This window comes from Streptomyces sp. NPDC058145 (genome assembly GCF_042884245.1).
In the GTDB taxonomy this organism is placed as follows: domain Bacteria; phylum Actinomycetota; class Actinomycetes; order Streptomycetales; family Streptomycetaceae; genus Streptomyces.
The window spans coordinates 631,761-644,302 of the sequence record NZ_JBHVUH010000002.1; the positions used below are offsets into that span (position 1 = coordinate 631,761).

A 12,542-nucleotide genomic window follows, 5' to 3' on the forward strand; every position below is an offset into this window, starting at 1 on the left:
TGACCGCGGCGCACCCGGGCATCCCTACACGCGGAAGCGCGGGAGATCGTGTTCGACTTTCTTGACAAGTACGACGTGCTGGGCGCCTTCTGGACGACGGTGCAGCTCACACTGCTGTCCGCCGTGGGCTCCCTGATCTGGGGCACGTTGCTGGCCGGCATGCGGGTGGGGCCGGTGCCGCTGATGCGCGGCTTCGCCACCGCCTACGTGAACATCGTGCGGAACATCCCGCTCACGGTGATCATCCTGTTCGCCTCCCTCGGCCTGAGGGACACGATGAGCATCACGCTGGGCTCGGACGTGGTCGACACGAGCAACTTCCGGCTGGCTGTGCTCGGCCTGACCGTCTATACGTCCTGCTTCGTCTGCGAGGCGATCCGCGCCGGCATCAACACGGTTCCCGTCGGCCAGGCGGAGGCGGCCCGGGCCATCGGCCTGAGCTTCACGCAGGTGCTCGGCCTGATCGTGCTGCCCCAGGCTTTCCGCGCGGCCGTCGGCCCGCTGGCCAACGTGCTGATCGCATTGACGAAGAACACGACGCTGGCAGCCGCGATCGGCGTGGCGGAGGCGGCGCTCCTGATGAAGGAGATGGTGGAGAACGAGGCACAGCTGCTGCTGATCTCCGCTGTCATCGCCTTCGGGTTCTGCTGCCTGACGCTGCCGACCGGTCTGATCCTCGGCTGGGTGGGCAAGAAGGTGGCGGTGAAGCGATGAGTTCGGTCCTGTACGACGCCCAGGGACCCCGCGCCAAGCGGCGCAACGTCCTGTACACGGCGGGTTTCCTGGTCGCCCTCGCGGCCGTCGTGTGGTGGGTGTACAAGGCCCTGGACGACAAGGGCCAGCTGGACTGGGTGCTGTGGAAGCCGTTCTTCAGCGGCTCGGAAGCGTACTCGACATACATCTGGCCGGGTCTGCAGAACACACTGGAGGCGGCGGCGCTCGCGATGGTCACCGCGCTGCCACTGGGCGCCGTACTGGGCATCGCCCGTCTCTCGGACCACGCTTGGATACGTGTCCCTGCGGCGGCCGTCGTCGAGTTCTTCCGCGCGATCCCGGTGCTGGTCCTGATGATCTTCGGGCTGGCCCTGTTCGCCCAGTACACCAACATCAGTTCGAACGACCGGCCGTTCTACGCGGTCGTGACCGGTCTCGTGCTCTACAACGCGTCGGTGCTCGCGGAGATCGTCCGAGCCGGCATCCTCGCCCTGCCGAAGGGCCAGTCCGAGGCGGCCTTCGCGATCGGTCTGCGCAAGAACCAGGTGATGCGGCTCATCCTGCTGCCCCAGTCGGTCACCGCGATGCTGCCTGCGATCGTCAGCCAGCTGGTCGTGATCGTGAAGGACACCGCGATCGGTGGCGCGGTCCTCACCTTCCCCGAGCTGCTCTCCTCGGCGAACACGATGAGTGGTTACTACGGTGCCAACATCATCGCCTCTCTCACCGTGGTGGCCGCGATCTACATCGCCATCAACTTCTCGCTGACCTCCTTCGCAAGCTGGCTCGAAGGCCGGCTGCGGCGACGCAAGAAGTCGACCGGTGCGGTCCTCGGAGCCCAGGACGTCACTGACACGCCGGGTACGACGGCGGGCGGGGACGGTGTCGGCGCCGGCGCCGGCCCCGGTGGCATCGCCTGACCGACCGTCACGTCACCCGTACGGCCCCCGGAGGCAGTGGCATGATCGCCACTGCCTCCGGTCGCTTGACGCAAACTCTGCCAATGGGTTGCATACATTCTGTGATCGTGCACCCTGCTCCAACCTTCTGTTCACACACATCCCCGAGGGCACCGCTGCGGGCAGGGGGCGCCGCGCCGTGGACCCGGTGATCATCGTCGGAGCGGGGCCCGTCGGGCTCACGCTCGCCCTGGCGCTGGCCCGTCAGGACGTTCCGTCCGTCGTCCTGGACGAGGGGCCGGGCAAGGAGGAACCGCGCCCGGCGCGCACCGTCGTACTGCGCGAGGACACGGCCGCCCTGGTGGAGCGGCTGACCGGGACCGCGCTCGGTGACCAGGGGATGAGATGGACCGGATTCAGGTCGGTGCGGCGCAGGCAGGTGATGGGTGAGATCACTTTCGACGCGGCGGACCCCGCCCCGCTGCACATCGCCCAGCACCTGCTCACCGGCGCCCTGCGCGCGGCCATCGCGGACGAGCCGCTGGTCAAGGTCGCCGCGGACAGCCGGCTCGACTCGATGGAGCAGGAACGCTCCGGCGTCACCGCGCACACCCGCGGCCCCAGTGGCACGTGGTGGCGCGGGAGTTATCTGGTCGGCTGCGACGGTCCCCGCTCGACGGTGCGCAAACTGCAGGACATCCGCTTCCCGGGCCGCACGGCGGTGGAGCGGCACGCGGTCGCCGCGCTGCGCGCGGAACTTCCGTGGGAGGGTCAGGCGTTGCTCCACCGGATGCCGCCGTGGCGGCAGTCCGGGCCCTCGGCCGGGGAGGTGACCGCCCGCCCCCTCCCGCACGGCGTGTGGCGCCTGGACTGGCTGCTGCCACCGGGCAAGGACCTGGTCACGCCCGAGCTGCTGGTGGCGCGGATCCGCGAGACCCTCGCGGGCTGGACGGACGGCTCCACTCCGCCGTACGACCTGCTGGACACGGGTGTCCACACGGTGCATCACCGACTGGCCCGGCGCTGGCGGGCCGGCCGGGTGTTCCTGGCCGGGGACGCGGCCCACCTGCTCGGCGCGCTCGGCACCCAGGGGCTCGACGAGGGGCTCCGGGACGCCGACAACCTCGCCTGGAAGCTGGCCCCGGCCTGGCACCACGGGCATCACGAGACCCTGCTCGACAGCTACCAGACCGAACGCCGTGCGGTGGTCGCAGCCCGGCTGCGCGCCGCCGACCAGGTGCTGCCGGTGCTGCGCGGGGGTGGCGGGCTGCGCCACATCGTCCCCGGCGCGGCCCGCGGCCACGACGCGCTGCTCACGGACGGTCATCTGGGGCACGGCCCGCTGGGCGCGCCGGGGGCGTACGCCGACTCGCCGCTCGCGCCGGGGCGCCTGGAGGGCGAAATCCCGGTCGCGACCGCGCCGGGCGCACCGGTCACGGACGTGCGGGTCACGGCGGAGGATGGTTCCTTCGTACGGCTGCGCGACCGGCTGGGCCGCGGCGCGCTGCTCGTCGTGCTCATCGCACCCGGTACGGGTGTGTGGGACCGCAAGCACTGGGTGTCCGCGGGGGTCATGCCCCGGCTCGCCGCCGCGGTGACCGCGCTTCCGCATCCGGCGGAACTGCTGGTCGCCGAGGAGTACCCGGGTGCGCCGGCGCACTGTGTGCTGCTCGTGCGCCCCGACGGCCACCTGGTCACCGCGCTCAGCGGGGTACGCCCCGCCGACCTGTACGCGGCAGCGGAGGCAGCCGTGGGTGGCGCGGTGAAGGAGGCGGAGGCGAGCTCCGGCGTGCGCTGACCGAGGGCTCCGTCACCCGCTGTCCGCATGGTGACGGTGAGTTGACCGGCGTCCGGCAGCGTGCTGTACTCCGGATCGTGACCGACACCTGTGTGCGCCTGTGGCGGAGGGTCCATATGGACCTCGTCCGCTATGCGGGCTGTGTGTGTCGCCCGTCCTGCTGAATTTCGCTCCCTTTTCCCGGGCGCCGTCGTGCGCCCGTCTCGGCGAACCTTCCTCAGGACGGTGTACGTGTCTGTCTCCCCCGCTGCCGCCACATCCCTCTCTGCGGCCGCCCCCTCCTCCGGCTCCGCCGCCTCCTCCGTACCCCCCGCCGCAGCCGGTGCCGCCGGCCAGGTGCCGACCCAGGCCGACCTCCTCGACTTCGCGCGGCGTACGGCCGCCGACGGCGAGCTGATCGCCTCGCTCCCGCTCGACCCGGAGGGCCGCACCTGGGTGCGCCTCGGGGGCCCCGGCGGCAGCGAGGCCTGGCTGATCGGCTGGCCGCCCGGCAGTGGGACCGGCTGGCACGACCACGCCGACTCGGTCGGCGCATTCGTCACCGCTTCGGGCGAACTCAAGGAGTACTCGCTGGCGGCCCGGCTGCCCACCGACGGCTGGAAGACCCTGGAGCTCACCGAGGACGTGGACCGCGAGCGCCGACTGCCCGCCGGGCAGGGCCGCGCCTTCGGCCACCACCATGTGCACGAGGTGCTCAACGAGTCCCCCGACCGGCACGCGATCTCGGTCCACGCCTACTATCCGCCACTGCCGCGGATCCGTCGTTACAGCCGCACGGGCCAGGTGCTGCGCCTGGAGCAGGTCGAGCGTCCGGAGGACTGGCAGTGAGCGGCGAACCGACGGTGCGGCCGGCCGGCATCGACGAGTTGCTGGAGCGGGTGCGTGCGGGCTACCGGCGCATCGAGGCACGAGCGGCGCACGAGGCGGCGCGTACCGGTGATGCCCTACTGGTCGACATTCGCTACGCGGCCCTGCGCGAGCGGGACGGGCTGATCCCCGGCGCCCTGGTCATCGAGCGCAACGAACTGGAGTGGCGCCTCGATCCCAAGGGCAGCCACCGGGTGCCCGAGGCCACCGGCCATGATCTGCGGGTCGTCGTCATCTGCAACGAGGGCTACGCCTCCAGCCTGGCGGCGGCCTCCCTCCACCAACTGGGCCTGCACCGGGCGACGGACCTGGTGGGCGGCTTCCAGGCGTGGCGAGCGGACGGACTGCCCGTGGAGCCGGCGGCGGGCTGAGCGGGCCACCGCCGGAAGGCGACCCGCGGCCTTCACCTGAAGGCAGCGTCCGGCGGCGGCGCAGCCACCGCCGCTCGCCCCATTCCTTCGCGGTGGCCACCGTCACGGCCCTGACGCGAAGCGCCGCACGCCCGGGAAGTGCACTGGCGGTGAGCGCCAGGAGGGCGGCCACCGCGACGACGGCGACATACAGCAGAGGCACGACCGTGGGGGCTGCCCAGCCCGTCATGCCGAGGCTGAACGCGGTGAGCACGGCGAGGGAGATGCCGCTACCGAGCACGGTGGCGAGGAGCAGCACGGACAGCGCCTCGGTGCGGAGCATGCGCAGCACCTGGCGGCGGGTCGCGCCGGCCAGACGGAGCAGGGCGAACTCCCGGACACGCTCCGCGACCGACATGGCGAGGGTGTTGACGACCGCGATGGCGGTGAATGCCAGGACCAGCCCCATGGCCAGGTAGTTGACCTCGGCGTTCGCCTGCTGCCGTTCTGCCTGGAGTGAGTCGGCGGCGGCCGGCGAAAGAATTTCCAGCCCCGGGAACTCACGGAGTGTAGTCGCGAGTTGTGTCTTTGTACGGGCCGTGCCGACGAGGACGGAGGAGGCGAGTGGATTGTCCATGTGGCGGGCCAGGAGGTCGTGGGCGAAGGTGAGGTCGCCGAAGCCGAGACCCCGGGCGTAGACGGCGGCGACGGTGAGCGTGGCGGGCGTCCCGTCTCCGAGCGTCAGTTTCACGCTGCTTCCGGGCTTCAAGTGCTGTTGATCCGCTGCCAGTTGGCTGACGGCGACGGTGCCGGGGGCGAGGTCCGCGAGGGAGCCTGCGGTGACCTCCGGGCCCCAGGTGCGGGTGAGACCGGCCGGGGTGACGCCCTGGGCGGGGTACTTGTCGAGGCCGACGCGGACGGTGGTGTGCACCACCTCGGTGACGGTGTCGTGCCGACCCGCAACAGCCGCGCGGCCTCGCCCGGGACGCCGGGTCCCTGGGCGGCGACGACCCAGTCTGCGGTGACACCCTCGCGCGCCTGGGCCCGGCGGCGCCGCCTCGCCCGCGCGGGGCGGCCGGAGCACTGCGGTGGCCCGGCGTCTTGGGCGGGGGCTGACCCCACGCCGGCACGCGGCCGGCGGCGCTCGGTGGCCGGGCGCCCGCCGTCAGAAGCCCTCGCCCTCGAGGAACTCCGCTTCCTCGCCCTCTTCCTCCAGGGCCTGGCGGACGACGCGGAGGGCCATGCCCTCGGGGTAGCCCTTGCGGGCGAGCATGCCGGCCAGGCGCCGGAGCCGCTTGTCGCGCTCGAGGCCTCGGGTGGCCCGCAGCTTGCGGGCCACGAGTTCCCGGGCGGTCTCCTCCTCCTGCTCGGAGTCGAGCTGGGCGACGGCCTCGTCGATCAGCGTGGAGTCGACGCCCTTGGTGCGCAGTTCGCGGGCGAGTGCGCGGCGGGCGAGTCCCCGGCCGTGGTGCCGGGACTCCACCCAGGCTTCCGCGAACGCGCCGTCGTCGATGAGTCCGACCTCCTCGAACCGCGAGAGCACCTCCTCGGCCGCCTCCTCGGGGATGTCCCGCTTGCGCAGGGCGTCCGCGAGTTGCTTGCGGGTGCGCGGGGTCCCGGTGAGCAGGCGCAGACAGATCGCCCGCGCCCGCTCGACCGGGTCCCCCGAAGACTCCCCCCGCTCGGCCCTCGACGAGGTAGGGGCGCCTTCGTCCTCACCGGGCGGCTCCCCGAAGCCGCCCCGCCGGCGGCCGCGGCCGCGCCCACGGCCGCCACGTGATCCGGCGGGCCGCCCCGGGCCGTCGGCCTCGTTCGTGCCGTTCCCGTACGGCTCGCCGCGCGGGTGCCTGCCACCGCCCTCGTATCCGCCGAGTCCCCCGTTCCCTTCTCCGTCGCCCCCGTACCCGTCGTCGGCCGTGGCGGAGCCGATGTCGCCCCCGGTGCCCCTCCCCCGCGGGGCATCGGGGGTGGCGTACTCGTACTCGGCCCAGTCGGTTCGTCGTGTCACGGGTCAGCTCTTGGCTGCGGCGGCCTTGGGCTTGGTGGCCTTGGCAGCCGCGGGCGCCGTCTTGGCGGTGTCGTCGGCAGGGGCGGCGACCGCCGCGTCCGCACCCGGCTCGGCGGCGGGCTTCTCCGGCCGGACACCCACGCCCAGCTTCTCCTTGATCTTCTTCTCGATCTCGTTGGCCAGGTCGGGGTTGTCCTTCAGGAAGTTGCGCGCGTTCTCCTTGCCCTGGCCGAGCTGGTCGCCCTCGTACGTGTACCAGGCGCCGGCCTTGCGGACGAAGCCGTGCTCCACGCCCATGTCGATCAGGCCGCCCTCACGGCTGATGCCGTGGCCGTAGAGGATGTCGAACTCGGCCTGCTTGAAGGGCGGCGCGACCTTGTTCTTGACGACCTTGCAGCGGGTGCGGTTGCCGACCGCGTCCGTGCCGTCCTTCAGGGTCTCGATGCGGCGGATGTCGATGCGCACCGAGGCGTAGAACTTCAGCGCCCGGCCACCGGTCGTGGTCTCCGGGGAGCCGAACATCACACCGATCTTCTCGCGGAGCTGGTTGATGAAGATCGCGGTGGTCTTGGACTGGTTGAGCGCGCTGGTGATCTTCCGCAGCGCCTGGCTCATCAGACGGGCCTGCAGACCAACGTGACTGTCACCCATCTCGCCCTCGATCTCCGCACGCGGGACGAGCGCGGCCACGGAGTCGATGACGATGAGGTCGAGGGCGCCGGAGCGGACCAGCATGTCCACGATCTCCAGGGCCTGCTCACCGTTGTCGGGCTGGGAGAGGATCAGGTTGTCGATGTCGACGCCGAGCTTCTTCGCGTACTCGGGGTCGAGGGCGTGCTCCGCGTCCACGAACGCGACCTGGCCACCGGCCTTCTGGGCGTTGGCCACGGCGTGCAGGGTCAGCGTGGTCTTACCGGAGGACTCCGGTCCGTAGATCTCCACGACACGGCCGCGCGGCAGGCCACCGACGCCAAGGGCGACGTCGAGCGCGGTCGACCCGGTCGGGATGACCTCGATGGGCTCCATCGAGCGCTCGCCCATGCGCATGACAGCGCCCTTGCCGAATTGTCGTTCAATCTGTGCGAGCGCGGCGTCGAGCGCCTTCTCGCGGTCGGTTCCTGCCATGGGTTCCACCCGGTTTGCTTGAGTCGATCGCTTCACGTCAAAGACGCTAACGCCTGCCACTGACAATGCGCCCCGACGCAGGCTCGGCCTGTGGATAACCTGGGCACATACTCCAACCAAAGGGGACAAAATTCCCGTCCGGAGCCTTGCCTGAGCTTCCATAAGAATGGATGTTCGATTTTGGTGTCAAGCGCACCACGCGGGGCCGCGGAGGGCGTCCGGCGGTGCGGGCCGCTACGAGGGCTCCTGCGAGTCGGGCCGCCGTTCCCACAGCAGCCGCACGCGCGTGAAAGCGCCGGGACGGCCCGGATCCCGCCGGCGGTGTCCGTGCACCCGCGGATCGTCCGTGACGGTGTACCGCTTCACGTACGCCCCCAGGAAGGCCTGCAGAGTGGCGACCGCGGGGATGGCGATCAGCGCGCCGACCGCGCCGAGCAGCGCGGTGCCCGCGATCACCGAGCCGAAGGCGACGGCCGGATGGATGTCGACGGTCTTGGAGGTCAGCTTGGGCTGCAGCATGTAGTTCTCGAACTGCTGGTAGACCACGACGAAGACCAGCACCCACAGCGCGTACCAGGGGTTCACGGTGAACGCGATCAGCATCGGCAGCGCGCCCGCGAGATAGGTGCCGATGGTCGGGATGAACTGCGAGACCAGCCCCACCCAGACGCCGAGCACGGGCGCGTACGGCACGCCCAGCGCCTCGAGCAGGATGTAGTGCGCGATCCCGGAGATGAGCGCCATGAGGCCGCGCGAGTAGAGATAACCGCCCGTCTTGTCGACGGCGATCTCCCAGGCGCGCAGCACCTCGGCCTGGCGCGCGGGCGGCAGGACGGAGCAGAGGGCCCGGCGCAGCCTGGGGCCGTCGGCGGCGAAGTAGAACGAGAACAGCCCGACCGTCAGCAGTTGGAAGAGGCCGCCGAGCACCTGGGCGGACACGTCGAGCACGCCGGCCGCGCTGTTCTGGGCGTACTTGCGCAGCCAGTCGGAGTGCAGCAGACCCTCCTGGACGTCCACGCGTCTGAGCTCCATGTGGAACGTCTCGTTGATCCAGTTGATCACCGAGTCCAGATAGGCGGGGAAGCCCTCGACCATCTTGATGATCTGTCCCGCCAGCATCGACCCGAGCAGCGTGACGAAGCCCGCCGCGACGATCGTCAGGCCGAGGAAGACCAGGAAGGTGGCGAGGCCCCGGCGCATGCCGTGGGCGGCCATCCAGCTCACCGCGGGCTCTATGGCGAGCGCGAGGAAGAACGCGATCAGGATGTTGATCAGCAGTCCGGTCAGCTGGTGGAAGGCCCAGCTGCCCAGCTGGAACGAGGCGATGAGTGCGAGTGCGAGCACCATGGCACGCGGGAGCCAGCGGGGCATGCGGCGGCCGGGGCGCTCGGCGGCGCCGTCGTCGGCCGGGCGCCGGGCGGGCGGCGGCGTAGCGGTCGGGGAGGCTGCGTGCCGGACGGCCGGCTCATTGTCGTCAGTGGGTGCCACGCACCCAGTCTCGCCCACGCCACCGGCAGCCCACGGTCCGCCCGAAGTCCTCGTGTCGGCTCAGTGCCTCTCCCCGGGCACGTTCATGACCGAGCAGACCACGCGCCACACGTCCTTGGCATCCCAGCCGGCGTTCAGCGCCTCGTGCACCGTGCGCCCGCCCAGCTCCGTCATCACATGATCGCGCGCGAAGGTGTCGGCGTACCCCGGACCGAAGTGTTCCGCCATCCGCTGCCAGAAGACCGTCAACCGCATGACTCCAGTATCCCGCCCCCGGGGGTGGGGCCCGCCGGCAGGCGCCCGCCGAGAGCCTTTCCGTCCTACGGTCTGTCGCATGGCCGAATCAGGAGCTTCCCCACTCCGTCCAAAGCCCCCGGCGCGCTCCCCGCTCTTCCGCGCCGAACAGTTCGTCTGGCTCACCGCGCGCGTGCTGGAGCAGCGGCTCTTCGCGTACCACTTCCTGAACGGCGCCGCCGAGCCGGTGGAGGCCGCGCTGAACGCCTACCGCAACGAGGACGGCGGCTACGGCCACGCGCTGGAACCAGATCTGCGCGGACCCGTGAGCCGGCCCCTGCACACCGCTCGCGCGCTGGGCGTCCTGGACGCCATCGGGCGCTGCGGCGGGCAGCGGGTGGAGCGGGTGTGCCGTCATCTGACCGCCGTCTCGACGGCGGACGGCGCGCTGCCGGCGGTCGATCCCGGCCAGCGCGGCTACCCGGTGGCACCGTTCGTCCCGGTCGTGGACGACCCGCCCAGCGAACTGCTCACCACCGGCCCCGTGGTGGGGCTGCTGCATCGCAACGAGGTGTGGCACGCGTGGCTGTTCCGGGCCACCGACTTCTGCTGGCAGGCAGTGGAGTCCCTGCGGAGGTCCCACCCCTACGAGGTGCAGGCCGCGGTGGCCTTCCTGGACTCCGTCCCGGACCGTCCGCGCGCGGAGGCGGCGGCCGACCGGCTCGGCCGCCTGGTGCGCGAACAGCGGCTGGCGGCACTGGATCCGGACCGGCTCGACGCGTACCCGGTCGCGCCCGGGTACGCCTCCGGGGAGCACCACTTCCCGCACGACTTCGCGAGGAGCCCGCGGTCAGTCGCGCGCGCGTGGTTCACGGAAGAGGAGATGACGCGCTCCCTGGACTACCTCGCCGGAGCGCAGCAGGAGGACGGCGGCTGGCCCGTCCGCCGGCGCCAGTGGGCACCGGCCCCGACGCTGGAGGCGCGGCCCGTGGTGACGATCGAGGCGCTGCGCACCCTCAGGGCATACGGCCGCTACGTGGGTTGAGCCGCGCTCAGCCGCCGATCGCCCGCACCCCCGCGGTCACCACCACCGCGGCGGCGACGACCAGCAGGAAGGGCGCGCGCAGCACCAGCGCCACGGCGGCGGCGCCGAGCCCCGCCGCCCTGGCGTCCAGCACCAGGGCGTGCCCGTAGGCGAACGTCTGCTGGGCCGTGAGCGCGGCCAGCAGGGCGACGGGCAGCAGGGCGGCGAGCCGCCGGACGAGCGGCCGCTCCATGGCGCCCGCGGGCACGAGCAGTCCGGCGAGCTTGACGGCGTAGCAGCCGAGGACGGTCAGGCCGATCGCTATCCAGGTGTTCACCGGCCCTCCTCCGTTCCGTCAGGTGCGCTCCGCCGGGTGCGTCCGATGCGCCGGCCCTCGACGAAGAGCGCGACCGGCGCCGCCAGCGCGGCCACCAGGACCGGTACGCCGGCCGGCAGGACGGGCAGCAGGCCGAGGCCCAGGAGAACCGCGAGGCCCGCGACCGCACGTTCGGTGCGCGTCTTCAGCATGGGGGCGAGCAGGGCCAGGAAGACGGCGGGCCCGGCCGCGTCCAGCCCCCAGGCGTCGGTGTCCCCGATGGCCTTCGCGCCCAGCGCGCCGAGCAGCGTGGTGAGGTTCCACAGCAGGTACAGGCTGAGCCCGGTCACGGTGAAGCCGATCCGCGCGGCACGCCGGGTCGGCTGGGCCAGGGTCACGGCCGTGGTCTCGTCGATCACCCACTGGGCGGCGAACGGCCGCAGCGCGCGCGGGACGGCCAGCAGCTGCGACAGGCGCAGCCCGTAGAAGGCGTTGCGCACGCCCAGGAAGAAGGCGCCGGCGGCGGCCGTGAACGGGCTGCCGCCCGCGGCGAGCGCGCCCACCAGGGCGAACTGCGAGGCGCCGGTGAAGACCAGGAGGCTGAGCGCGCAGGTCTGGAGGAGTCCGAGTCCGCTGCCGGCCGAGGTCACCCCGAAGGCGAACCCGGACAGCCCCACCGCGACGCCGACGCCCAGGGCGTCCCGTACGACGGCGGCATCGGGCTTGGCGGTGCCTTCGGCGGACATGTCCGCGAGTGCTGTCTGTTGTGCCACGCCCCGGACGGTACGTCCGTGCCTCAGCCCGCGTCTTGTACGTTCTTGCGCTCGCGCTGGTAGGCGCCCGGGGGCACGCCGACGATGCGGGCGAAGTGCCGGTTGAGGTGGGGCTGGTCGCTGAAGCCGACGGCGACGGCCGCCTCGGCGGGTGCGGTTCCCGTATCGAGCAGCAGCCGCGCGCGGCGCACGCGCGCGTCGGTCAGCCAGGTGTGCGGCGGCATCCCGTAGGCGTCGCGGAACGCCCGCAGCAGAGCGAACGGGCTGGTCCCGAGGTCGGCGGCCAGGCGCTCCAGGGTCGGCGGCGCGGCCATCTCCTCCTCCAGCACGCCACGCGCGCGTGCCGCGATCCGGGCGCCGGCCGTCCGGCGCGGCCGCTGCGGCAGCGAGCCGCCGTTGAGCCGCAGCAGCCGGGTCACGACCACTCGCAGCAGGGTGTCGGCGGCCAGCGCGTTGCCCTCCTCGGCGGCGCGCAGCACCTGGTGGACCAGGCGGACGGTGTACGGATCGTCGAGGACCGGGCCGACGAAGCCGGGGGTACCGCGGATCGTGGTGGTCTCGGCCGCGATCCCGGCCACCACCTCGGGCGACGGATAGACCGCGCCGTAGCGCCAGCCCTCGGGGACACCGGCCCGGCCCGTGTGCGGGGTGTCCGGGTTGACCAGCGCGAGGGCGCCCGCGCCCGCCGACACGTCGGAGCCCCGGTGGTGGAAGACCTCGACGCCGTCGGCGATGGCCGCGATCACGAAGTTCTCGTGGGTGTGCCGGACGAAGGTCTTGTGGATGTACCGGGCACGCAGCAGGTCGACACCGGGCAGCTGCTCGTACCGCCAGTGCCGTGCCCGCTCCGCCGAACCCGCCATACCTCCATTCTCCGCCAGGCCGGCGGGCCCCGGTCCGCGGGCGGCTCACGCCCGGGCCCGCCCCTTTCGCCCAGGTCAGCCCG

Annotated in this window: 14 protein-coding genes and 1 pseudogene; 7 read left to right on the forward strand and 8 right to left on the reverse strand. The window is 72.1% G+C overall.

Annotated elements, in window-relative coordinates:
* Nucleotides 1–48: 48 nt before the first annotated feature.
* The 6 genes from ACFVVO_RS06670 to ACFVVO_RS06695 all read left to right on the forward strand — a co-directional run bounded on the left by ACFVVO_RS06670 (nt 49) and on the right by ACFVVO_RS06695 (nt 4,649).
* Nucleotides 49–714 (forward strand): amino acid ABC transporter permease, encoded by a 666-nt coding sequence (locus tag ACFVVO_RS06670; protein ID WP_390052287.1) that lies wholly within the window; start codon nt 49–51, stop codon nt 712–714.
* Entirely contained in the window at nt 711–1,634 is a 924-nt protein-coding gene (locus tag ACFVVO_RS06675; RefSeq protein ID WP_390052288.1) for an amino acid ABC transporter permease, read from the forward strand. Before ACFVVO_RS06670 ends, ACFVVO_RS06675 begins: the two co-directional genes overlap by 4 nt.
* 178 nt (nt 1,635–1,812) lie before the next feature.
* Nucleotides 1,813–3,411 carry an FAD-dependent monooxygenase gene (locus tag ACFVVO_RS06680; protein WP_390052290.1) on the forward strand — a complete coding sequence of 533 codons (1,599 nt, stop codon included), beginning with the start codon at nt 1,813–1,815 and terminating at the stop codon, nt 3,409–3,411.
* 92 nt (nt 3,412–3,503) lie between these two features.
* On the forward strand, nt 3,504–3,575 hold the full coding sequence (locus ACFVVO_RS06685) for a putative leader peptide (RefSeq protein ID WP_309544753.1): 72 nt from the start codon (nt 3,504–3,506) through the stop codon (nt 3,573–3,575).
* A gap of 172 nt (nt 3,576–3,747) precedes the next feature.
* Nucleotides 3,748–4,239: a cysteine dioxygenase gene (locus tag ACFVVO_RS06690; protein ID WP_390052368.1), complete on the forward strand. Its 492-nt coding sequence runs from the start codon at nt 3,748–3,750 to the stop codon at nt 4,237–4,239.
* On the forward strand, nt 4,236–4,649 hold the full coding sequence (locus ACFVVO_RS06695) for a rhodanese-like domain-containing protein (RefSeq protein WP_390052292.1): 414 nt from the start codon (nt 4,236–4,238) through the stop codon (nt 4,647–4,649). Before ACFVVO_RS06690 ends, ACFVVO_RS06695 begins: the two co-directional genes overlap by 4 nt.
* An 82-nt stretch (nt 4,650–4,731) precedes the next feature.
* Here the strand turns inward: ACFVVO_RS06695 and ACFVVO_RS06700 are convergent.
* From ACFVVO_RS06700 to ACFVVO_RS06720, 5 genes and pseudogenes are all read right to left on the reverse strand, one after another.
* A pseudogene (locus tag ACFVVO_RS06700) lies at nt 4,732–5,675 on the reverse strand (ABC transporter permease); the annotation flags it as partial.
* A 118-nt stretch (nt 5,676–5,793) separates the two neighbouring features.
* Nucleotides 5,794–6,636 carry a recombination regulator RecX gene (gene recX / locus ACFVVO_RS06705; protein ID WP_390052293.1) on the reverse strand — a complete coding sequence of 281 codons (843 nt, stop codon included), beginning with the start codon at nt 6,634–6,636 and terminating at the stop codon, nt 5,794–5,796.
* A gap of 3 nt (nt 6,637–6,639) precedes the next feature.
* Entirely contained in the window at nt 6,640–7,761 is a 1,122-nt protein-coding gene (gene recA, locus ACFVVO_RS06710) for a recombinase RecA (protein ID WP_390052295.1), read from the reverse strand.
* Between the two features lie 234 nt (nt 7,762–7,995).
* A complete protein-coding gene (locus ACFVVO_RS06715) occupies nt 7,996–9,249 on the reverse strand; it encodes an AI-2E family transporter (RefSeq protein ID WP_390052297.1) in 1,254 nt (417 codons plus the stop codon).
* Between the two features lie 60 nt (nt 9,250–9,309).
* Nucleotides 9,310–9,504, reverse strand: a complete 195-nt coding sequence (locus ACFVVO_RS06720) for a DUF3046 domain-containing protein (protein WP_390052299.1) — start codon at nt 9,502–9,504, stop codon at nt 9,310–9,312.
* Between the two features lie 79 nt (nt 9,505–9,583).
* On the opposite strand from ACFVVO_RS06720, the gene ACFVVO_RS06725 reads away from it, so the two are divergent.
* Entirely contained in the window at nt 9,584–10,528 is a 945-nt protein-coding gene (locus ACFVVO_RS06725; RefSeq protein ID WP_390052300.1) for a hypothetical protein, read from the forward strand.
* 7 nt (nt 10,529–10,535) lie between these two features.
* Here the strand turns inward: ACFVVO_RS06725 and ACFVVO_RS06730 are convergent, their stop codons facing one another.
* Genes ACFVVO_RS06730 through ACFVVO_RS06740 form a run of 3 tightly spaced genes read right to left on the reverse strand, consistent with a single transcriptional unit; the run spans nt 10,536 to nt 12,459 of the window.
* Nucleotides 10,536–10,844, reverse strand: coding sequence for an AzlD domain-containing protein (locus tag ACFVVO_RS06730; RefSeq protein WP_390052302.1), 309 nt, complete (start codon nt 10,842–10,844; stop codon nt 10,536–10,538).
* Entirely contained in the window at nt 10,841–11,596 is a 756-nt protein-coding gene (locus tag ACFVVO_RS06735; protein WP_390052304.1) for an AzlC family ABC transporter permease, read from the reverse strand. Before ACFVVO_RS06735 ends, ACFVVO_RS06730 begins: the two co-directional genes overlap by 4 nt.
* A 23-nt stretch (nt 11,597–11,619) precedes the next feature.
* The gene (locus tag ACFVVO_RS06740; protein WP_390052306.1) at nt 11,620–12,459 is read right to left on the reverse strand and encodes an AraC family transcriptional regulator; all 840 of its coding nucleotides are present in this window, start codon (nt 12,457–12,459) and stop codon (nt 11,620–11,622) included.
* Nucleotides 12,460–12,542: the final 83 nt, after the last annotated feature.

Coding starts and splice junctions, on each gene's coding strand:
- ACFVVO_RS06675 (WP_390052288.1), top strand. CDS start 711: ATGAGTTCGGTCCTGTACGACGCCCAGGGACCCCGCGCCAAGCGGCGC.
- recA (WP_390052295.1), bottom strand. CDS start 7,761: ATGGCAGGAACCGACCGCGAGAAGGCGCTCGACGCCGCGCTCGCACAG.
- ACFVVO_RS06720 (WP_390052299.1), bottom strand. CDS start 9,504: ATGCGGTTGACGGTCTTCTGGCAGCGGATGGCGGAACACTTCGGTCCG.
- ACFVVO_RS06725 (WP_390052300.1), top strand. CDS start 9,584: ATGGCCGAATCAGGAGCTTCCCCACTCCGTCCAAAGCCCCCGGCGCGC.
- ACFVVO_RS06740 (WP_390052306.1), bottom strand. CDS start 12,459: ATGGCGGGTTCGGCGGAGCGGGCACGGCACTGGCGGTACGAGCAGCTG.